This is a genomic window from Granulicatella sp. WM01 (assembly GCF_004570605.1).
GTDB lineage: Bacteria > Bacillota > Bacilli > Lactobacillales > Aerococcaceae > WM01.
In genome coordinates this window covers 1-23012 of record NZ_SPPB01000028.1, presented here as the reverse complement: position 1 = coordinate 23012, position 23012 = coordinate 1, and the positions used below count along the sequence as shown (strand labels likewise).

17 protein-coding genes, 1 pseudogene and 1 other annotated feature are annotated in these 23012 nt (G+C 31.8%); of the genes and pseudogenes, 15 read left to right on the top strand and 3 right to left on the bottom strand.

The window, feature by feature from the left end; genetic code table 11:
- The 3 genes and pseudogenes from E4T68_RS05080 to rpoE form a co-directional block, all read left to right on the top strand.
- Positions 1 to 255 (top strand): annotated as a pseudogene (locus E4T68_RS05080) (ISNCY family transposase); the annotation flags it as partial.
- 322 nt (positions 256 to 577) lie between these two features.
- Complete coding sequence (locus E4T68_RS05075; RefSeq protein WP_135124762.1) at positions 578 to 916, top strand: zinc ribbon domain-containing protein YjdM; 339 nt, start codon at positions 578 to 580, stop codon at positions 914 to 916.
- An 86-nt stretch (positions 917 to 1002) separates the two neighbouring features.
- A complete protein-coding gene (gene rpoE / locus E4T68_RS05070; RefSeq protein ID WP_135124760.1) occupies positions 1003 to 1557 on the top strand; it encodes a DNA-directed RNA polymerase subunit delta in 555 nt (184 codons plus the stop codon).
- A gap of 479 nt (positions 1558 to 2036) precedes the next feature.
- On the opposite strand, the gene E4T68_RS05065 is transcribed toward rpoE, so the two are convergent.
- The 3 genes from E4T68_RS05065 to E4T68_RS05055 form a co-directional block, all read right to left on the bottom strand.
- Positions 2037 to 5783 (bottom strand): discoidin domain-containing protein, encoded by a 3747-nt coding sequence (locus E4T68_RS05065; RefSeq protein ID WP_135124757.1) that lies wholly within the window; start codon positions 5781 to 5783, stop codon positions 2037 to 2039.
- A 461-nt stretch (positions 5784 to 6244) separates the two neighbouring features.
- On the bottom strand, positions 6245 to 6793 hold the full coding sequence (gene hpf / locus E4T68_RS05060) for a ribosome hibernation-promoting factor, HPF/YfiA family (RefSeq protein ID WP_135124755.1): 549 nt from the start codon (positions 6791 to 6793) through the stop codon (positions 6245 to 6247).
- 178 nt (positions 6794 to 6971) lie between these two features.
- Positions 6972 to 8642, bottom strand: coding sequence for a polysaccharide biosynthesis protein (locus tag E4T68_RS05055; protein ID WP_135124753.1), 1671 nt, complete (start codon positions 8640 to 8642; stop codon positions 6972 to 6974).
- A gap of 684 nt (positions 8643 to 9326) precedes the next feature.
- On the opposite strand from E4T68_RS05055, the gene E4T68_RS05050 reads away from it, so the two are divergent.
- The 12 genes from E4T68_RS05050 (at position 9327) to E4T68_RS04995 (ending at position 22701) form a co-directional block, all read left to right on the top strand.
- Complete coding sequence (locus E4T68_RS05050) at positions 9327 to 9887, top strand: dUTP diphosphatase (protein WP_194185088.1); 561 nt, start codon at positions 9327 to 9329, stop codon at positions 9885 to 9887.
- A 4-nt stretch (positions 9888 to 9891) separates the two neighbouring features.
- Entirely contained in the window at positions 9892 to 11268 is a 1377-nt protein-coding gene (radA, locus tag E4T68_RS05045; protein ID WP_135124749.1) for a DNA repair protein RadA, read from the top strand.
- Positions 11269 to 11286: 18 nt separating this feature from the next.
- Positions 11287 to 12402: a PIN/TRAM domain-containing protein gene (locus E4T68_RS05040; RefSeq protein WP_135124747.1), complete on the top strand. Its 1116-nt coding sequence runs from the start codon at positions 11287 to 11289 to the stop codon at positions 12400 to 12402.
- A gap of 45 nt (positions 12403 to 12447) precedes the next feature.
- Entirely contained in the window at positions 12448 to 13923 is a 1476-nt protein-coding gene (gene gltX, locus E4T68_RS05035; protein WP_135124745.1) for a glutamate--tRNA ligase, read from the top strand.
- A gap of 338 nt (positions 13924 to 14261) precedes the next feature.
- The gene (locus tag E4T68_RS05030) at positions 14262 to 15974 is read left to right on the top strand and encodes an ABC transporter ATP-binding protein (protein ID WP_135124743.1); all 1713 of its coding nucleotides are present in this window, start codon (positions 14262 to 14264) and stop codon (positions 15972 to 15974) included.
- Positions 15975 to 16048: 74 nt separating this feature from the next.
- Positions 16049 to 16765, top strand: a complete 717-nt coding sequence (locus tag E4T68_RS05025; protein WP_167753821.1) for an acyl-[acyl-carrier-protein] thioesterase — start codon at positions 16049 to 16051, stop codon at positions 16763 to 16765.
- Positions 16766 to 17299: 534 nt separating this feature from the next.
- Positions 17300 to 17555: a binding site (T-box leader), on the top strand.
- A 45-nt stretch (positions 17556 to 17600) separates the two neighbouring features.
- A complete protein-coding gene (locus tag E4T68_RS05020) occupies positions 17601 to 18653 on the top strand; it encodes a methionine ABC transporter ATP-binding protein (RefSeq protein ID WP_135124739.1) in 1053 nt (350 codons plus the stop codon).
- The gene (locus E4T68_RS05015; protein WP_135124737.1) at positions 18653 to 19330 is read left to right on the top strand and encodes a methionine ABC transporter permease; all 678 of its coding nucleotides are present in this window, start codon (positions 18653 to 18655) and stop codon (positions 19328 to 19330) included. The genes E4T68_RS05020 and E4T68_RS05015 overlap by 1 nt, the downstream gene beginning before the upstream one ends.
- Positions 19331 to 19535: 205 nt before the next feature.
- A complete protein-coding gene (locus E4T68_RS05010) occupies positions 19536 to 20390 on the top strand; it encodes a MetQ/NlpA family ABC transporter substrate-binding protein (RefSeq protein WP_135124735.1) in 855 nt (284 codons plus the stop codon).
- A 522-nt stretch (positions 20391 to 20912) separates the two neighbouring features.
- Entirely contained in the window at positions 20913 to 21317 is a 405-nt protein-coding gene (locus E4T68_RS05005) for a Mini-ribonuclease 3 (RefSeq protein WP_135124733.1), read from the top strand.
- A complete protein-coding gene (rlmB, locus tag E4T68_RS05000) occupies positions 21304 to 22125 on the top strand; it encodes a 23S rRNA (guanosine(2251)-2'-O)-methyltransferase RlmB (RefSeq protein ID WP_135124731.1) in 822 nt (273 codons plus the stop codon). The genes E4T68_RS05005 and rlmB overlap by 14 nt, the downstream gene beginning before the upstream one ends.
- A 30-nt stretch (positions 22126 to 22155) precedes the next feature.
- The gene (locus E4T68_RS04995; protein WP_135124729.1) at positions 22156 to 22701 is read left to right on the top strand and encodes a sigma-70 family RNA polymerase sigma factor; all 546 of its coding nucleotides are present in this window, start codon (positions 22156 to 22158) and stop codon (positions 22699 to 22701) included.
- Positions 22702 to 23012 lie beyond the last annotated feature (311 nt).

Here is a 23012-nt window from a genome sequence, read left to right as displayed (position 1 = left end):
CACACAAAAGCGTTGGTTATTGAAGCATTTAATGGGGATATTTTCTTGAATATCGCTGACAACATTTATGCCACACGTTGTTTGTTAACACATGAAGAGCATTCAGCGGTGTTTGATTTGGGTGAGAATATAAAAAAAGAAAGACGCCAATACGTTCCACCACAATCACACCCGTGGAAACTGGCATCTTTCAAACGCTATCTCAAGAGTATTGGAAAAACTCTTGAAGAGTATCAAGACAACAAGCTTGCTTGATACTTTAATAGCATACATTATTTTGCCCTATAAGTGCAATGATTTTTTTGAAAATCATTGCACTTATAGTGGCCCACATTTTGGGACATTTTCATTTTCGATTGACATTTAAAAAACGTTTTCTATATTGTTAATATAATGTTGTTAACGCTTTATAGTGAACAAAATTTTTATAAATAAAAAGATAGTCTTTTTTTATGTTTAATGGCATATTGGATAAGATTAGGCAGAAATAAAAAGACTACATCAATATGCTAGCTTTCAAGTATAGTTATATGATAAGATATAAAATGATACAATTAAGTTTTTGAAGGAGAGTATAATGGAAAACTTACCAAATTGCCCAAAATGCCAATCAAGTTATACATACGAAGATGGAAGTATGTATGTTTGTCCAGAATGTGCATACGAATGGAGTATAGCAGATAGTCAAGAACAGGAAAGTGGTTTAGTTGTAAAAGATGCAAATGGAAATCTTTTGCAAGATGGTGATACTGTAACAGTTATTAAAGACTTAAAAGTAAAAGGTGCACCAAAAGATTTAAAACAAGGCACACGTGTGAAAAATATACGTTTAGTTGAAGGGGATCATAATATTGATTGTAAGATTGATGGATTTGGTGCCATGAAATTAAAATCTGAGTTTGTCAAAAAGATTTAATATCTTACATAAAAAATTATTAATATATTGAAAAACTAAGCTATTTGGTATATGATAAACAAGAAATTTTTGAAAGGTTGTGTCACATGTTGAATAAGTTTGATGGTCTTAATAAAAAAGAATTATCAATGATTGAAGTAGCACATGCTATTTTAGAAGAAAAAAAAGATGTCATGGAATTCAATGACCTATTAGTTGCTGTGCAAGAGTATTTAGAATTGTCAGAAGAAGAACTTGATGCACGCATGTCTATTTTCTATACAGAATTAAATACAGATGGGAGTTTTATTTCATTAGGTGATAACCGTTGGGGATTACGTTCTTGGTATCCAATTGATTCGATTGATGAGGAGTTAGTATCCGCTTTAGAAGAAAATAATGTGCCACGTCGTAAGAAACGTAAGAAAATTAATGCGTTTGTCACAAGTGATGATGATGTTGATTATAGTAATGATGATCCAGAAGATATGGATGATTTAGATGATGATATTGATTCAGACGATTTAGATGATATGGACGAAGAATTAATTGAGTACCGATCTGATTTATCTGAGTTAGATCCAGATGATGATTTTGATTCTCCATCAATTGAAGATGATTTAACGGTAGTATCTGACGACGAAATTTTTGACGATATTTAAGCCGTATATTAATTAATAATACATATAATAGCATAAAAATGAGGTAATTATCTGATTTTTATGCTATTTTTTGTTTTAAAAAGTTTGTTAATTACGCTTCTATCATAAATAAATGTTTTAAGAAAAAATAAGTATTGTCTGACGTAATATTTTAAAATTGCGTAAAATCTTCGTTTATAAACGTTGATTTCTCACAGTTTTTTATTTAAAAACTTTTTCCCAATTCCTTTAAAGTCTAATATTATCTATTTAAACATATAATCTATTTGATATAGAATGATATTTAAGTAAGGATTATAAGTATTTTGTGTAGGATTAATAAATTTAAAAAGAATTTATTAACCTAATTGAAAGTGAAGCAATCTTTTAAGTTATGCAGTAATAGAGAGATATTTTACATAGATAAATAAAGGTTCTTCGTCAATATTATAGACAAAGAACCTTTATGTAAAGCCATTCAGTTTATTTTGAGCAAATCGTTATTTTTTGCGTTTTAATGCAACGAATAGTCCACTTAAACTTATAATAAAGCCTAAAAATACTGTGAATAAACTATTTGAACTTCCAGTGTAAGGGAGTTCTTTGTTTTTCCCTGGTTTAGTGTTTTTATTATTTTTTTGTTCAGATTGACTACTTTGATGACTAGATGTGCTATGACTATCAGAATTAGTCGTAGAAGATGTAGAAGTTGTAGATGTAGTCGTATCTGTATTAGATTTTGGATTTGAAGAAGGATTGTTAGAATCTTCATCTTTTGGTTTTACTATTGGATTTTCTGTAGATTTTTCTTCTTCAAATTCAATAGCAATTGTTCTAAAATCATTTGTAGATATAATGATATGATTGTCAGTATTCAACGTCCATTCTAAATTTTTAACAATTTCTGTACCGTCTAAGTTTAGTAAGTGTGTGTTAAGCACTTTTTTATCTTTGTTGATAGGAATAAAAATTTCTAATTTTTCATTAGTATTTTCTAATGTAACAGAGCGATCTTGTGATGTTTGAGATTTTTTCAAGGGTTGCTCTATACCTTGTTCATCAACAAAATAGATGTCGTACGTATCGAAAAGATTATTCATCTTATTATGTATTGTTGATGTAGGACGTTTTTTGACGACTAGAGATTGAATGTTATCTGGTAGCATACTAACAGGGATTTTTACAAAGACAGATGTATCGTTATCATTGTCTTTGAATGTTGCCATAGTTTTATCTTCATTTAATGTTACGTTAATACCTTTTGTTTCATAAACAGGACTAGGTTTTAACGTCAATTGTTTTAAGGCTTCAGAAAGTTGATTAATGCTATTTTGAACAGCATCAGCTTCTGTTGTAGCTTCGTTGTCTAGTACCGTTTTAGACTTTTTTATGGCATCTTCTAAAGCCTCAAAGCTTTCTTTTGTATAGTCATTCGGTAAAACTTCTTTTGCTTCATGGTGTAAATCTCTTAATTTAGAGATTAATGTTGCATTTTTAGATACTTCGACATTAGTTTTGTTAATGCCAAAAATTTTAAATTCATAAATACGAGCAGTATTTCCTGTAAATTCGGCTTTTTGGATAAATAGTTTGACATAACGACCCTCTATTTTTGGGATAGAATCTTGTGTTACAGCTTTTGTATTATTGCGATGTTCAACAACAGTTGTCCAATTTTGTCCGTCATCACTGACTAAAATATCATAATCTTTAGTATTCCATTCAGAATTTTCTCCACCTGCTTGGGCATGATGCAACTCAAATCCTGTGATTGTTTTTTTAGAACCTAAGTCCACAGTCATGTACGGGTGTTCGTTTCTGTTATCACACCATTTTGTATTCAACTTATCGTCAAAGGCAAAACGATAACTTTCACTGTTATTTGTGAAACCAGAACCATTTGCTGTAACATTTGGCAATAAAGCTAAATTTTCTATAGAAAATTGACTAGAATCGTCATAAACAGAAATGTATTGTTCTTTCTTATCAGTAGATTGACCAGCTAAATTTTCGGCAGTTGCAAAAGCGCTAAATATACCTGCTTTTTTAAATTTTACTGTAATAGTACGGTCGTTTTCTGAAATAATATCAGCTTCAGGGATACGCCATGAAATTTTTTCAGTAGATGGAGATGCTTTAGCTGTTAAAACAATTTCTTCACCTGCTCTAACAAATGTTTTATTGGCATGAATACTAATTTCTGGAGTATTCATTTTTTCAAATTGGTATGTTGTACTTGAAGATTTATCTGTGTGCTCAACATGATTTTTATCACGTGGAACGATAATATAAGTTGGATTTTGTTTTCCACGTTTTTGCTCAATTAATGTAAAGGCTGTGTTTGATGTTTCTCCTACAAATGTTTGTCCATTTTCATCTTGACGATAAATGGAGTATCCAGTAGTATTTTCTCCAGCAGATTGCCAAGATAGACGCACGCTTTCAGTTAAGTCATCATGAACAGTTTTTCCTAATACATTTACTTGAGTTACTGGACTGACAACTTGTTCAGTTTTAAAATCTCCAATACCTAATTCACCAATGTAAATGGATTGATTTCCATTTTCACCGTATACATTTATTCCAATGGAAGTTACTTTTTTTCCAGCAAGGTCTTTTAAAGAAAATTGATGTTTTTTCCAATTATTTTCGCCTACTGCTGTCGTTTGTTGACTTGTTAATGTGATTGGTTTGTCGGCATTTTCCACGCTCAATACTAACTCTACTTTTTGATCACCTTTTGAAATGAGGTAAGCCTCACTTGAAGAGTCTGGATTAATAGATGTTGCATATAATTTTATAAAGCTAGAAATATCTTTATTCATATTTCCAGTTAGTAAGATAGAAGATCCACCATTGAAAGCATCTTGATATGAAAATGATGCTTGTAAGGTATTCCCGTTACCATTATCAATAATCCAGCGGTAAGTTGGTAAAATATCTTGTACACTGCGGTTGTTAAAATCTCCTGTTTGCACTAACTTTCCTTGGCGGAACATTTGTGTACCATTCCCAACATTGAATTGTGTAACGAAAGGTAAAGTCGTAATTGGTGTTTTTTCAACAACGTAATTTGAAATACCTCCCCAGTCTGAATTGTTTTGAGTGACTTGACGAGGATCTCCGGCATTATTAATCCAGAATTTTTTTTCATTTTCCCAATAAGCATCTAGGTTGTATTTTCCTCCGTCACGTAAAGTCCAGTCGGGAACATACAGACCGATTGATGTTTTTAATTGTCCTTTGTTATCTAAAATATGATGAGGTTTTCGAGATGAATTTATCCCATTTGCTTGAACGTCCAAACCAGCAAAGAGTTCAAAAGGACTACGATTTAATGCACGAGCAATGTTTTTTGAATTATCTAGTGTAGATGATGTCCATCTAAAATCTAAGAACATTTTATCAGAAACACGTTGTTCTCCATCTTGGAAGTACATACTATTCCGTGTGTTTAATTCACCTTGCCAATATACATCACCTGAAGGAAGCATAGAATCATACCATACAATTTGTTGATGTGGTTTTTTATGTTGTTGTAAATACATTAGTAATTGTTTTAACTCTGATGCAGTTTGTGCATCGGTGCCTGTTTCTTGATTAATAAACCAGCCATCAAAACCATAAGCATCTGCCATTTCTAGTAACTTATCTGCCATAACATAGTTACCGTTGGCATCTTTTTGAACAAATTCTCTAACCCAGTCAGATTTTCCACCGTATGCACGTGGTGGAAAAAATACCGTTCCTAATACTGGTACACCATTACGGTGAGCCACATCTGTAATATCTCCACTTGGTGGAACGATAATGCCTTCTCCAGCAGAACCGGCCCATGCAACTAAGGTATCAACGTATTGCCAGTTTGTAAAATTATAAATTTCTTTATTTTTTCCACCTTGAGAAGGTGTACCAGAAGTATTTTTATTGACAATTGCAATAGATAACACTTTAGCTTCCTGACTTTGATTGGCATTAGTATTAGGTCCGTTAACTCGGCTTGCTAGAGGTACTTTAGATATATTAAATACTGCATTTGGATCAGTAGATACGCTCCATGTTAAAAGTGTATTTGGAAAAAGTGCTGTTGATTCAGGGTTTCTTTCATAGTGAGATATAGAAGATGTTTCTGTAGAAGTTTCTTGTGCAAAAGTAACATAGTGAAACGGATTTGTAGATGGGCTTGCTAAAAAACCCGTTAATGTTATGACACTAATAGCAATATATTTTTTGTGTTTGCTTTTCATGAAAAAGCCTCCCTTAATAGTTTATTTATGAAAACGTATACATATTAATATAAAAAAGTTTTTATATTAGATTCATTTTATAAAAAAAACACATAAATACCTATATATAAACTATAGTAAATTTTCTTGTAATTATAGGTATCTGTAAAAATGTGGTACTATTGCTTACGTATCAATGCCTTTTTAGAAAATGATATATCAGTATCTAACGTCAAGTATACTTAAAAGGTGTACAAAAAATTCATAAAAAATAACATGCAAGCGAGCGATTCTCTCAAATTTTTTGAGAGTTTTAAACATATCACTTTAGATAATGCTTAGTTTTTAGTATACTTGTTTTTTATTTTTATTGACATTAATCAGATTAGCTTTGTAGTGATGTATACCTCTAAATAAAACAGATACGCCACTGGATTTTCCTAAAAACCCAGTGGCACAGTGGTTAAATGATGATATTGATGTTATCTATCAGCCTCAATTAATCCGTATTTTCCATCTTTACGGCGATAAACAACACACATATCTTCTGTTTCAATATCAATATATGCAAAGAAATCGTGTCCTAATAAATTCATTTGTAAAATAGCTTCTTCACTATCCATTGGTTTAAATGGAATACGTTTAATCCGTGCAATTTCTAAAGTGTCAGAATCTATTTCGGTAGGTTGTTGGGTAGATAAAGGTGTATCAAACATTAAATTTTGTTCACGATATTTTTTTTGAATTTTTGTTTTATATTTTCTGATTTGTCTTTCAAGTTTGTCAATAACTAAATCTATACTACCATATAAATCGCTTGTTGTTTCTTCTGCACGTAATACAACAAATGGAAGCGGAATAGTCACTTCAACTTTAGCGTTTTTATCTGGATATACCTTTAAGTTAACGTGGGCAACAACATTTGGAATATGACTGAAGTAACGTTCTAATTTTCCAATTTTCTTTTCTGTATATAAGCGTAGTGCTTCAGTTACTTCTATATTTTCTCCTCTAATATTAAATGTTAACATAAGCAACTCTCCTTTTCATAAGGTCATTTTATAGAATTATTCTATGACTATAGTATATCATAAAAAAGCAAAAAATGTAAGCGTTTGAATTGAGAAAAGTACTTTTTTATAATAAATAGCATAACATCAACATGATTTGTCTTTGATGTTATGCTATTTTAAGATGTGATATAAGTGGTTATAAATGAAGTAATCTTCGTAATTTTTTTGCTTGTTTTGGCATAATAGCATCAGCTAATTTTAATTTTAAGGAGGCGATAATATAAGCTAAACCACCTACTATAGCAGTAAGAAATACTCTAATAAGATTTGGCAGAGCTCCAAATTCTGGCAAAAAACTATTGCATAAAGAGTATACAATTACTGAAGATATTGCCATAATAATTGTGCATTGCAAAATAATAGTCATATACTTTATAAGAATAATTCGGTTAAAACGTGTTGCTTTGTACACTTCGTCCCATAAATAAACAAGTGTTAAACTAGTGGATGCAATGTTAGCAAATCCAGGACCTTGCTCTTTGAATAACATGATGAATAAAAGATTAAATGTTAATTTTGACAAGAGTAAAATAGATAAGGATTTTATAGCAATATGGTGTTTTCCCATACCTTGAAGGGTACTAATAAACATACTGAATAGACCGGTAAAAATTAAGCCGATAGCGAATGTTTTGAGAATATGACCACCATTTGCATCGGAATAAAATAAACGATACATTGAATTAGACACTATAAATAATCCAATAGATGCAGGAATAACAATAAATGCATACAAGCGTAAATTGTCAGAGGTCGCTTTGGCTAGTTCTTTTTTATTTCCTTGATGATATAGTCTTGAAATGGTTGGTATAGTTGCAGATGTGACTGCCATTGTTAAAGATCCTACGATAGATACTAATTTAGTTGCATTGGCACTAAACCATGAATAAGTAATCGAGATATGTTTTTGTGAAAAATTAGAAAAATTTTGTACAACATGTTGGTACGTTAATTGATCGATAAATGACATCATTGATGTTCCAGAACTAATTAGTACAAATGGAATAGAATCTTGTAAAACCATGAAAAAACTGTCTTTCATAGAAATAGAAAGTGTATTTTTTCCTAACTTGACTTTTTCAAAAATGTAATGTCGTTCTTTATAAAGTTCAAATAATAAAAAGATGAGTGATACACTTGCTCCAATAAATGCAGCAAATGTAGACTGTACTACTGCATCAATAAATGATCCGTGTGCAATATGAATGACATAATAAGTCATAATGAGCATGTAGGCTACACGAGAAAATTGATCAATGATTTGTGACAAAGCTGGTGTAGTCATTTGCTGAAATCCTTGGAAAAATCCACGTAGCAAGCTCATCGGTGGAATAATTAAAAGAGCTGGAGCTAATGAGCGTAAGACACGCACATTATCACTGACAAATTGCGTTGGAGTGATACCGCTAACTGCAGATAATAAATCGGCAGAAAAATAAAAAACGGCTGCAGATATTACTCCTAAAATACTCATAATGATTAAACTGTTTTTGAATAAATGAATACTAGCTTTATATTCGCCTTTAGCATTTAGTTGTGAAATTTGTTTTGTAATAGCTAAAGGAAATCCTGCAGTACCAATATCAATAAATAGGGCATAAGGAACGTAGGCTAAAGTGTATAAGCTGTTTGCCAGTTGAAAATGTTCTCCTATCATACGAGCCCATGGGATAATGTACAGTGCACCGATAATTTTAGATAGCATCAACCCAATGGATAGCCAAGTTGTTCCTTGTAACATGCGTTCGTTATTTGAAAGACTTTCAACATGTGACAAGCGATTTGTTTTCTTTTGTTTAATAAACACCGTTTTCTCCTTAAAATGTAAAGTATTCAAAGAATATTATAACTCTTTTTTTATTTGGTGCAAATGTTTAAGAGATGTTTATAGAAAAATGATTGCTAGATTAAGATTCTTGGGTAAAAGGAATTGGACAAAAAAATTGAATTTTAAAAAATGAAGTGAATATAAAAAAACGGCTTTAAATTAAGGAGGTAAGTGCCTAATTTAAAGCCGTGTGTGTTTGTTAATATTTTTTGCATAGTCTTATTGTTTATGTTTTTTTAACTGTATAGTGTATAGGGCTAGGCAAATCAGATAATAGGCAATGCAGCTAATGATTAAAAATTCAACATTCACTTTGCCTGAAGTAGCGTATCCAACGATAAGATAGGTTAGAATATAAATTACGTTAAAAAGAATAATTTTTTTTAGTAGATTTTGTTTATTCATAATTATATCTCCTAAATTAAATTTTTATTTTGGCATCAAGATAGTAGATACATTGGAAACTTCTTTTAAAAAGTATATACATATAATAATTTGTTTTTATATTTATGTCAAGCGATTTCATTATTTAAATTAATTTTTTAATGACTATAAAATACAGTTAAATTAAAGAATAGGACATTTTCTCATTTTAGATAGAGAATATTTTTAAATGGTTAAAAAATTTGATATGATTAACAGAGAATAATGGTAAGGAGAAAAGTGATGAAGAGAGGATTTCAAGTTGTAAAAGCGTATGAAGATAAGGAGATAAATTTACCAAAAAGAGCAACAAAACAATCTGCAGGGTATGATTTTGAGGCAGCAGAAGATAGTGTTGTACCAAGTTTTTGGAAAGTTATTTTCAAACATGTTGCTTTAGAATTAAAACAATGGTTTCATCAATCAACACAGCAAACTGAAGAGGTTAAAGAGTGGGAAAGTGCATTAAAACCTGTATTAGTGCCTACTGGAATAAAGGCGTACATGCAAGAGGATGAATATTTACAATTAACAAACCGTTCAAGTAATCCATTAAAACATTTTTTAGTGTTAACAAACGGGGTGGGTGTTGTTGATGCGGATTATTATAATAATGCAGATAATGAGGGGCATATTTATTTTCAGTTGTCTAATTTTGGATTAAGGGATAAAGTGATAAAAAAAGGAGAACGGATAGGACAAGGCATTTTTGTACCATTTTTAAAAGCGGATAATGACGATACGACAAGTTTACGTTCTGGTGGATTTGGATCGTCCGGTACACAGTCTTTATCAAAGTAAGCGTATGGGAAAGAAAATAACGACAAAATACAGTTGTCAAGCGTGTGGATATGAATCAAATAAGTGGTTAGGACGTTGTCCAAATTGCCAAAGTTGGTCTACTTTAGAAGAGGTGACGGTGCAAACTAAAGAAAAACCGACAACACAGAGAAAAGATTTTTCTGGACAATTAGCAAAAGCACTTCCTATTAAGGATATTACTTATACAAAAGAAGAGCGTCTACAAACGCATTTAAGCGAATTGGATCGTGTATTAGGTGGAGGGATTGTTTCAGGTTCTCTTGTATTAATTGGAGGTGATCCAGGAATTGGAAAATCAACGCTTTTATTACAAGTGTCTGCGCAATTACACCAGTTGAAAAAGAAAGTATTGTATGTTTCAGGAGAAGAAAGTGCTAGTCAAATAAAAATGCGTGCGGAACGTTTGGGTATTAGAGATGGTGAATTTTACATCTATCCGGAAACGAACATGTTGGCGATTATTCAAGTTATTGAAGAGATAAAACCTCAATATGTCATTATTGATTCTATTCAAACGATGGTGCATGAACAAGCAAGTTCGGGTGTAGCAGGAAGTGTATCTCAAATTAGAGAAAATACAGCAACATTAATGCAATTAGCGAAAACGAATAATATTGCTATTTTTATTGTTGGTCATGTGACAAAGGAGGGCACGATTGCAGGTCCTAGAATGTTAGAGCACATGGTGGATACGGTGCTATATTTTGAGGGAGAGAAACATCAAAGTTTTAGGATTTTACGTGCTGTAAAAAATAGGTTTGGTTCAACAAATGAAATTGGTGTATTTGAAATGAATCAAACAGGATTAAGAGAGATAACAAATCCGTCTGAATTTTTCTTAGAGGAACGTATTCCTGGTGCAAATGGATCGGCAGTTGTTGTATCAGTTGAAGGAACACGTCCAATTTTAGTTGAAATTCAGTGTTTGATGACACCTACAGCTTTTGGGAATGCTAGACGTACAGCTAGTGGATTGGACTATAATCGTGTGGCTTTAATCATGGCAGTTCTTGAGAAACGTACAGGTATGTTGTTACAAAATCAAGATGCGTATTTTAAAGTGGCTGGTGGTGTAAAATTGGAAGAACCGGCTATTGATTTAGCCATGGCTGTTAGTTTAGCCTCAAGTTATTGGGAGAAAGAAACGTCTTTAAGTGATGCTTTTGTTGGTGAAATTGGGCTAACTGGTGAAATTAGGCGAGTACAAAATATTGAAGATAGAATAAAAGAGGCATATAAATTAGGATTTAAGAGGATATTTATTCCAAAAAATAATGTAAAAGGTATGACATCTTTTAAAGGTATAGAGGTTATTGGTGTATCTACCTTGAAAGATGCCTTGCAGTTAATTTTTAAGTAGAAGGAGGGAAAAATAGACATGTTTAAACGAAAAACTCAGCAGATTATTGTAGGTATTGCTGTTGTTTTAGGAGGAAGTTTAGGGTTTCTATGGTTACCATTTGTATGGAAACATTTTTCGTTTACGCAAGACGAGTGGTTTACCTATGATATTATCAATAGTTTAATTGGTGCATTTATTGCTTTTATTGTTGCTCTTATTTTATCTAAACAGATTTTACGTACGATTTCATCTATTGAAAAGTATTTGAATAATAAGTCACCATTATTTTTATTGTTTGGCAGTATTGGTATGATTGTAGGTTTAGTAATAGGCACTTTGCTTAGTTCAATATTTAACTACATTTATATTCCTATTATTTCTAACATTTTACCAGTTGTCTTAATTGCCTTGTGCGGATATTTAGGGTTTAGCGTAGGGACAAGACGACCAGACACATGGAAAAAGGTTATTCAACAGTTAAAGCCAAAGCAAATTGAAACTGAAATGTTGGAACGTAGAGAGCATGAGGGACGTAAATATAAAATATTAGATACGAGTGTTATTATTGACGGACGTATTTATGATATTGCAAAAACGGGATTTATTGAGGGGATTTTGCTTGTTCCGTTGTTTGTTGTTCATGAATTACAGTTAATTGCAGACTCTTCTGATGGTTTAAAACGTGCTAAGGGGCGTAGAGGTCTTGATATATTAAGTCAGTTGCAAAAATTGGAAATAACGCATGTTGAAATCTATGAGGGAGATTTTGAGGAAATTGTTGAAGTAGACAGTAAACTCGTTAAATTAGCTAAAGTGTTAGATGGATTTGTGATGACAAATGATTATAATTTGAATAAAGTTTGTACGTTACAAAATGTACCGGTTTTAAATATTAATGAGTTAGCTAATGCAATTAAACCAGTTGTTTTGCCAGGGGAAACAATGGATGTATTAATTGTTAAGGACGGCACAGAACGGCAACAAGGTGTGGCATATTTAGATGATGGTACGATGATAGTTGTAGAAGATGGACATTATTATATGAATCAAACTATTGAAGTTGTGATTACAAGTGCATTACAAACAGCAGCAGGGCGTATGATTTTTGCTAAACCGACACATACACAACGAAAAATAAAAGAAAAAGTATAAAAATTGTGGTAAACTATGTATAAACATAAAATAAGGAAGGATATTATGACTAAAAAAATTAGAGCACGTTATGCACCTAGTCCAACAGGACATTTGCATATAGGAAATACAAGAACAGCATTATTTAATTATTTATTCGCTAAACATTATGGTGGAGAGTTTATTATTCGTATTGAAGATACTGATCAAAAAAGAAATATTGAACATGGCGAGAAAAGTCAGTTAGATAATTTAAGATGGTTAGGTATTGAGTGGGATGAAGGTCCAGATAAAGTAAATTCAAAATACGGACCTTATCGTCAATCTGAGAGATTACATATTTATATGCCTTTGATTGAGCAATTAATTAAGGAAGATAAAGCATATTTATGTTATTGTACGGAAGAGGAATTAGAAGCTGAAAGAGAAGCTCAAATGGCAAGGGGCGAAATGCCACATTACAGTGGAGCACATGCTCATTTGACAAAAGAACAGCGTGATGCTTTTGAATCAGAGGGTAGAAAACCAGTAGTGCGTTTCCGTGTTCCAGAAAATACAGTGTATACATTCAGCGATATGGTTAAAGGAACAATTTCTTTTGAATCAAGCAGTATTGGTGGGGATTTTGTAATTTTAAAACGTGATGGAATGCCAACGTATAATTTCGCAGTTGTTGTCGATGATCATTTTATGGATATTACACATGTATTACGTGGAGATGAGCATATTGCAAACACACCTAAGCAGTTAATGATTTATGATGCTTTTGGTTGGGATAAACCAACTTTTGGACACATGACATTAATTATTAATGCAGAAACAGGAAAGAAATTGTCTAAACGAGATGGTGCTATTTTACAATTTATTGAACAATATAAAGAGCTAGGGTATTTGCCAGAAGCGATGTTTAATTTTATTGGTTTATTAGGTTGGTCACCTATTGGAGAAGAAGAAATCTTCACTCATGAAGAATTTGTCCAATTATTTGATGAAAATAGATTAAGTAAATCTCCTGCAGCTTTTGATGCACAAAAATTAGCGTGGGTAAATAGTGTGTATATGAAAAAAGCACCTTTAGAAAAAGTTTTCGAACTTGCTTTGCCGCATTTAGTAAGTGCAAATTATATTCCAGAAAATCCTTCTGATGAGGAATTAGAGCATGCTAAACAAGTAGTAGCCTTATATCATGAACAGCTTCATTGTGGATTTGATATTATTGAGGCATCAAAAATTTTCTTTGAGCATGAATTTCATTTATCACAAGAGGCAAAAGAAGTTCTTGCAGAAGATACCGTATCTAGTGTATTAACGAGTTTTAAGGTAAAATTAGAAAATTTAGAAAATTATACACAAGAGAATATAAAAGCATTAATTAAAGAGGTGCAAAAAGAAACAGGCATCAAAGGAAAACAACTATTTATGCCAATTCGTATTGCCACTAGTGGTGCTTTACATGGACCTGAATTAGCAAAAACGATTGAAGTATTGGGACGTCAAAAGTGTATGGCACACCTTAATGATGTATTAAGTCGTTTATCTTAATGCGTAAACAGTAGCTATTTATTGACTAAAAAACATGAATTTAAGGCTAGAACGCGTTCACAAAATAATTAAAATGACTTTAAATTAAGGGGATTTATCAAATTATGTTGTGGAAAACAGGTTTGTGTCACTTAATTATATAAACAAAATCGTGTTGGCGATCTCCTTTGGTTCACCAACACGATTTGTTATATGCTCTAATGAAGTGTTTTAAAAACCTTCGTTTAAAATCATTTTTAAATATGAATTTTTGATACTGTGTATGAATAAGTAAATTAAAACAAGGTGAAGATAAATATGAAAGCGTTCATGTTTATTTTACAGTAAGGACGGTAGAAATGTTAAAGTTATTTTTTAGATATTACAAACCGTATAAAGCATTATTTTGTTTGGATTTTTCATGTGCTGTTATTGCGGGGATTTTGGAATTGATTTTTCCTTTTTTAGTGCGTTATGTTATTGATAGTATTATCCCAAACCATGATTTTTCAGTCATTCTTGTCATTGCACTAGGATTATTTGGATTTTATGCATTAAACACGTATTTAAAATATATTGTTGTTTATTTTGGACACATGTTAGGAGTATGTATTGAAAATGATATGCGTAGAGAGTTGTTTAGTCATCTACAACAACAGTCTTTCAGATATTTTGATCATACAAAAACAGGAACACTGATGACTCGTTTAACGTCGGATTTGTTTTATATTAGTGAATTAGCACATCATGGACCGGAAGATTTATTTGTAACGGTAATGACACTAATTGGAGCTTTTTGTTTGATGTATCTTACACATCCAGCCTTGGCATTTATTACAGTGATTATGGTTCCGTTGATTGCAATTGTCGCTGCTTTGTATAATCGTAAAATGGAAAAGAGTAATCATCAAGTATACGATGCTTTAGCTGAATTTAATGTGGGTATAGAAAATACAATAAGTGGTATTCGTGTTGTTAAAGCTTTTGCCAATGAAGCGTATGAAAAACAACGTTTTGAAAAGTTTTTACATCTTTATGAACAAGCTAAACGTTTATTTTATAAGACAATGGGCAATAGTTCGGCGTTTAATTATTTATTCATGCGATTGATTAATTTATTTGCGCTATTTTTTGGAGCGTATTTTACTATTCATGATGGACTATCAACTGGTGTTTTGGCAGGATTTATTTTATTGACAAATGTTTTAGTACGCCCTATTGAACTCATTAATATTATGATTGAAACATACCCAAAAGGATTTGCTGGTTTTAGACGTTTACAAGAGGAATTAAAATGCTTACCTGAAATTGTAGATGCTCCACATGCTAGAGCTGTGAAACAATTAGCTGGAGATATTGAGTACAAACATGTGTATTTTCAATATAATGATGAAAAAACAGTATTAAGGGATATTAATTTATATATAAAAAAAGGTGAAAAAGTAGCTTTTGTTGGACCAAGTGGGGCAGGAAAATCAACGATTTGTCATTTGTTGCCACGTTTTTATGATGTGACAGGTGGCGATATTTTAATTGATAATTTGTCTATTAAAGACATAACATTGGAGTCTTTACGTAAACAAATTGGAATTGTTCAACAAGATGTATTTTTGTTTGGTGGAACAATTAAAGAAAACATTTTATATGGACGTTTAGATGCAAGTGATGAAGAGGTTTTAAAAGCTATTGAACAAGCACATTTAAGTGACGTTATTAAGGCGATGCCACAGGGAATGGATACAGAAATTGGTGAACGTGGGGTTCGTTTATCAGGAGGACAAAAACAAAGACTTGCCATTGCACGCATTTTGTTGAAAAATCCAAATATTTTAATTTTAGATGAGGCTACTAGTGCTTTAGATACACAAACGGAACGGATTATTCAAGAATCGTTTGATATATTGTCTAAAGGGAGAACAACATTAATTATTGCACACCGTTTAGCGACGATTCAACATGTGGATAGAATTATAGTTGTGACACCAGAAGGCATTATGGAAGAAGGAAGCCATGAAGATCTGATGTGTAAAAAAGGGTATTATTATGACTTATATTGTTCACAATTCAGATAGTTATCCACATTTTTGTGGATAACATGTGGATAAGGTGTGTATTAGTGTGGATAATATGTGAAAGAGGTGGAATTATGGGAGAAATCTATAGAGAAAGCATTGTGATTAAATCGCATGAAACAGATAGTAATGGAAGATTAAGCATTCCTATGCTTGTTAGATTACTGCTTTATGTGTCTAATCGACAAACAGAACGTCTTGGAAATACATGTATCCTACAAGAAAAAGGATTAACATGGTTTATTTTGCAACATGATTTAACTATCCATCAAATGCCTAAAGTTGACGATACCATTACTGTTGAAACAGAAGCACTTTCGTATAATAAATTTTTTACGTATAGACGATTTAAAGTGTTTATAAATGATACAGTTTTTGTGGAAACAGTAATGAAATTTGCTTTAGTGGATATGATAGAGAGAAAACTTGTGCGTATTGATCCTAAATTTGTAAACGTATATAAGGCTGAAAGATTAAGTACATCACAAAAAATGACTAAAATAAAACGTTTAGATGTATGTTCAGATAGTCAAGAGTACAGTATTCGCCAAACAGATATTGATATGAACCAACATGTCAATAATGCAGTGTATTTAGAATGGATCTGGAAAAGTCTACCTAATATATATCATGATAAACTCCCTAAACATCTTGCTATTATTTATGAAAATGAAGTAAGATCTGGAAAAGTGCAACACTATTGCCAAAATGAAGAAAAAGTGACTTATCATGTTATTAAAGCAGAGGACTTAAATTTGGCAAGAGCCGTGATTTTGTGGGAATATCTCTAATGTATCTTATTGATAGGTGTTAATATGTAGCAATAATGTCTATTGTCAGTTTAAATTGAATTTAACAAAAATGGATATTAGGTATGATATATTAAACAAGATAATCATGTAACTGCTATAAAATATGGATACATCATTCGTTTGTATTGGTTACATTTGTTTGGTAGTCACATAATCATTAAGTAAAAAATATTTACAAAAAGTGGCTTAGTATTTATGATAGTAGAGAAAATGTTTTTTGTTGGGGATTGATTTATTGGCAAATGTATAATAAGTTGACTAATTTTAAGACTGAAAATTAGCCTGTTAAAAAATGAGAAGTTTGATGGAATGGAGGGTATTTTATCATGGAATTTATATTCATAATCTTTTTAATCGTGTCTATTATTTTATTGGCATAAATGGGTAGTTGCAAGGGCTTGTTTTTATCATTAAATTTTATTTTTCAATATAAGAGAGTTTTTTCATAAAAATTTAATTTTTTTATAAAAAAGCATTGACAGATACAAAAAAATTAGGTAATATGTTCAACATAGAAACACGAAGATGAAGAAAGTAAATCGGAAAAGTAGCATAGAGAGCTTATGGATGGTGGAAATAAGTGTATGGATTCGGTTGAAAATGGCTTTTGAGTGGGTTGTCTGAACATTTAAGACAGCACGGAAGGTGCCCGTTACAGCAACACAGTATAATCTGTTAATGAACAGACGTACTGGTAGAGATTAATTGCAGTGATGCAGTTAATGAACAAAGGTGGTACCACGAGATTAGACTTTAACTCGTCCTTTCCCATTAGGGAAAGGACTTTTTTGTATACCAGAAAAGGAGTGAAAACATGATAACGTTACAAAATATAGATGTTACTTTTGAACAAAATCAAAAGCAAATACATGCTGTTAAACAAGTGTCTTTACAGATTAATAGAGGAGATATTTATGGCATTATTGGATATAGTGGAGCAGGAAAAAGTACACTTGTTAGAACTATTAATTTATTACAACGTCCAACTAATGAGGGAAAAGTTATTGTGTCTGATACTGATTTAACCAGTTTAAATGCTAAACAATTAAGGGAAGCACGTAAGAAAATAGGCATGATTTTCCAACATTTTAATTTGATGAATAGTATATCGGTATTTTCCAATGTTGCATTTCCGTTGAAAAAATCAGGATTATCCGAACAAGAAATTATAAAAAAGGTAAATAAGTTATTAAAATTAGTTGGCTTAGAAGATAAAGCAGATGCGTATCCTAGACAATTATCGGGCGGGCAAAAACAAAGAGTAGCGATTGCCAGAGCTTTAGCAAATGACCCACATGTTTTATTATGTGATGAAGCAACTAGTGCTTTGGATCCAAAGACGACCTATTCGATTTTAGAATTATTAAAACAAGTAAACCAAAAATTAGGTATTACTATTGTGATTATTACGCATGAGATGCAAGTTGTTAAAGAAGTGTGTAATCGAGTTGCAGTTATGGAAAAAGGGGAAGTTATTGAGGAAGGCAGTATTTTAAACATCTTTACTCACCCTGAAAGACAGTTAACAAAAGATTTTATTGACACAGCAACGCATATTAATAAAGGTATTGAAACAATTTTACATCATGAAAAATTATTGAATCTAAAACAGGGCGATGTATTGGCTAAAATTTCATTTGTTGGATCATCTACAGGAGATCCACTCATTACAAAATTATCAACACATTATAACGTAGCTGCCAATATTTTGTTTGGAAATGTTGAAATTATTCAAGAAACACCGATTGGAACGTTATTAGTTGTTTTATCTGGACAACATGAAGATATTGCGGGAGCGTTGAGTTATATTGAACAAAATCAAGCGACTTTAGAGATATTAGAAGATCTTAGAGGAGGTCAGATATAATGAATTTACAGACACTTTTTCCGAATATTAATCAGAAAGTATGGGAAGAAATTCAAAAAAGCACAATTGAAACATTACTGATGACCGGAATTACTGGAATAATCGCAGGGGTAATTGGACTAGCTTTAGGTGTTATTATTGTTGTGACAAGACATGATGGTATTTTAGCTAATAAGGTGGTTTATAATTTATTAGATAAATTAGTCAATGTGTTTCGTTCTGTTCCATTCATCATTTTAGCCATGTTGATTATTCCATTTACACGCGCAATAGTTGGGACAACAATTGGTATTCCAGGTGCTATTCCACCTTTAAGTGTTGCAACTATTCCTTTTTTTGCTAGACAAGTTCAATTGGCTTTATTAGAAGTTGATCGTGGAGTTATTGAAGCGTCTATAGCAATGGGATGTTCTCCGCTTGAAATTATTTTCAGGGTGTATTTAAGAGAAGGGTTACCTAGTTTAATTCGTGCTAGTTCATTAACAACAATTAGTTTGATAGGCTTAACCACTATGGCAGGGGCTTTTGGAGCAGGAGGATTAGGAAACTTAGCTATTGCACGAGGATATAATAGATTTCAAGGTGATGTGATTATTGTTGCGACGGGGATTATGTTGATTATTGTATTTGTGACTCAAGCTATTGGAAACTTTTTAGAAAAAGTAACAAGCAAATAATAATGAAGTTTGGAAATCTTATGACTAGTATGGTGTTATGCACTTATATGATGTATAAGATGTTAGAAACCATAGGGGAAGGAAAAATTTTAGGAAGGAGTTTAATAACTAGAGGGACTTGATGGGGAATTTGAATTGATAGAATGAAGTGTTATGGGGGCATATTCATTCACATAAAATTATTATCATTATTGGAGGAAATAATATGTCATTAAAAAAATTAGCCTTAACAGCGTTAGCTGCATTTACATTAGCTGCTTGTGGAGCACCAAGTACATCATCAACAGAAAAAACAGAAAGTAAGAAAGAAACAGTTACTGTGAAAATTGGTGTATCAGGAACAAATCATCCGCAATGGGATTACGTTAAAGAACAATTAAAAGAAAAAGAAAATATTAATTTAGAAATTGTAGAGTTTGAAGATTATGTGACACCAAATACAGCTTTGGAAGATGGATCTATTGACTTGAATGCTTTCCAACATATTTTATACTTAAATAAATTTAATTCTGAAAAAGGAACGCACATCAAAGAGATTGCTTACACAATGTATTCACCAATGGGAGCATACTCTCAAAAAATCAAATCATTAAGTGAATTAAAAGAGGGAGATAAGATTTCTATTCCTAATGACACAACAAACGGTGCAAGAGCGTTACGTTTATTACATAATGCAGGAGTTATTAAATTGAATGATGTATCTAATACATTAGTAACGGTTTCAGATATTGTTGAAAATCCTAAGAAAATTGAGATTGTTGAGTTAATTGCTGGGCAAACATATCAATCATTACCAGATGTTGCAGCAGCTGTTATTAATGCCAATTATGCAGTAGATGCTGGGTTAACGCCTAAAACAGACGCTATTTACTTAGAAGAAGTTAATGAAGCATCTAAACCATATTACAATGTTATTGCAGCACGTGAAGATAGAGCAAAAGAAGAAGTCTTTAAAACAATCGTTAAATACTATCAAACAAAAGAAGTTGCTGAAATTAGTAATCGTGAATTCAGAGGAGCTACTATCGAAATTTGGGATAGAGCAAAGATTGAAGACTAAATCGTCGAAGTTGCTATAAGAGTATAAATTTCATATCCAAAAAATTCCAGTAGGAAATTAGACCTACTGGAATTTTTTATGTAATGACAACATTGTTGCTTGAAAAAATAGTTGTTTTTTGTCAAAATGTTTCTCAATTCACTTCATGCAGTACACATAAACACTAGAATGATCAATTATTTAGGTGTACTGCTTTTTACATATCTATAAGAGATAGAATAAAATTAGGCGCTATTGAAGAGAAAAAGAAATAGAAATGATACAGTTTTTAATGTGGTGTTTAAGATTTCGGTGTCATGAAATAGAAAACGTACCATAATAGCAAAACTAGGACTAAGAAAAAATCTCCAAATAACAAAAACTGAGAGGAATCGTCGTTTATAAACGTTGATTTCTCGTTATTTTAAACATATCACTTCAAACAAAGCATAGTTTTTCCCTATCTCCATTGAGATAGTCGCAGACAAAAAGTTTTAAAATGTGATATACTTAATCGGAAGTTAGAAAATAGGAGTTATAAACATGAAAAATGTTGAACAATTAAATGGTTTAACTCTCGCATATATAGGCGATGCTATCTATGAATTGTATATTCGAGAGTATTTAATTAATCAAGGAATAACTAAACCAAACCATTTGCACAAAACAGCTACAAAATATGTGTCTGCTAAGGCACAAGCTATGTTAATGAAAGCTATGTTACAAGACGAAATATTTTTAAGTGAAAAAGAGAAAACAATGTATAAAAGAGGACGAAATACGAAAAGTCATACGTCAGCAAAAAATACTGATATTATGACTTATCGTGTGGCAACAGGGTTTGAAACATTAATAGGCTATTTGTATTTGGAAAAACAAGAGATGAGATTACAAGAATTATGTCAATGGTGTACAACTTTCATAGGAGAAAAATATGAAAACAACTAAAAAATCAAAAGATGTACTAAAAAAAAGCCCCAAATTAGATAAAAAAAATGAGAATAGACAAAAAATATCTGAAAATGGTGATTATGTTATTGGGCGTATTCCGGTTATCGAACTATTAAAAGGAAATAGAGATGTCAATAAACTTTTTTTACAAGAAAAGTTGTCAGGACACAAAATTTTTGAGATACTCAGTTTAGCAAAAGAAAAAGGGGTACAGATACAGTACGTTCCAAAGAGTAAACTTGATACACTAAGTGAAAACGGAGTACATCAAGGTGTATTAGCGGCTGTTTCTGCATATCAATACGCTGAGTTAGATGATTTGTTCAAGAGAGCAGAGGAAAGAGATGAGCAACCATTTTTTATTATTTTAGACGGAATAGAAGATCCACATAACTTAGGTTCAATTATTAGAACTGCTGATGCAGTAGGTGCTCACGGTATTATTATTCCTAAGCGACGTTCGGTTGGCTTAACAGGAATAGTTGCTAAAACATCTACAGGTGCTATTGAACATGTTCCAGTAGTTAGAGTAACAAATTTAACGCACACGATTGATGTATTGAAAGAAAAAGGTGTGTGGATATTTGCTACAGATATGGAAGGGAAGTCTTATCATCACTGGGATGTGAACAGTGCTCTAGCGATTATCATTGGGAATGAAGGAAAAGGTGTATCACGATTAGTAAAACAGGGAGCTGATGAATTGTTAACTATTCCAATGGTAGGGCATGTGCAAAGTTTAAATGCTAGTGTGGCTAGTGGCGTATTGTTATATGAAGTTTTCAGAGGTAGACGCTTAACATAGAGTGCTGTCCCCTTTTGAAAGGGGAGAACCATGGAAAACCAAAAACAAGATTTATGTCTCATTCAAAAATGCCGTGAACATAATGATGAGGCATTTACAACATTGGCACTCAAATATCAACCTTTAATGATAAGTAAAATTAAGTGTTATCATTTTCCGTTGATGGATTTTGATGATCTTTTACAAGAGTGCCGAATTATCTTATACCAGGCTGTACAAAGATACAAATTAGATAGTAGAATAAAGTTTAGTAGTTTTTACATGTATTTACTGAAACATCATTTCTGTGAATTAATCAGATATTATAATGCACATAAACGTAAGGGAGAAACGTTAATATCTACGGATAGAGTACACAATGATTATATTATGGAAAACATATATTCAGATAGTTTAAATCCAGAACAAGTTGTTGAAGTAAGGGAACGCTTTGAATGCGCTTATGATGTGTTGAGTAAGTCTGAAAAAGAAGTGTTTTATCAAAATCAAATAAATAACCCAGATTTTATACAAGATAAACGAGTCAAGCGTATTTTGTATCGTGCGAAATATAAAATAAGAAAACAAATGAAATAAGTCAATAATAGTATATGAAAACAACAAGAACTCATTGTTAAAAGCAGTGAATTTTTGTTGTTTTGTCTATTATTCATAAAAAATGGGTGTACAATAAATCGTGTTGGTGAACAAAAAAGTTCGCCAACACGATTATTTTTTTATAGAAAAAAGTGAAGCAAACCAGTAAACTATAAGTTGAGACAAAATAGTAAAGAGGTGCTTCACATGGATAAGAATACCAGAAAATTATTGAAATTGGAAGAAGAATTTGAATTTCCAGAAAATTGGCTAACTCAAGACGTGCAACATCATATTAAATATCATATTAT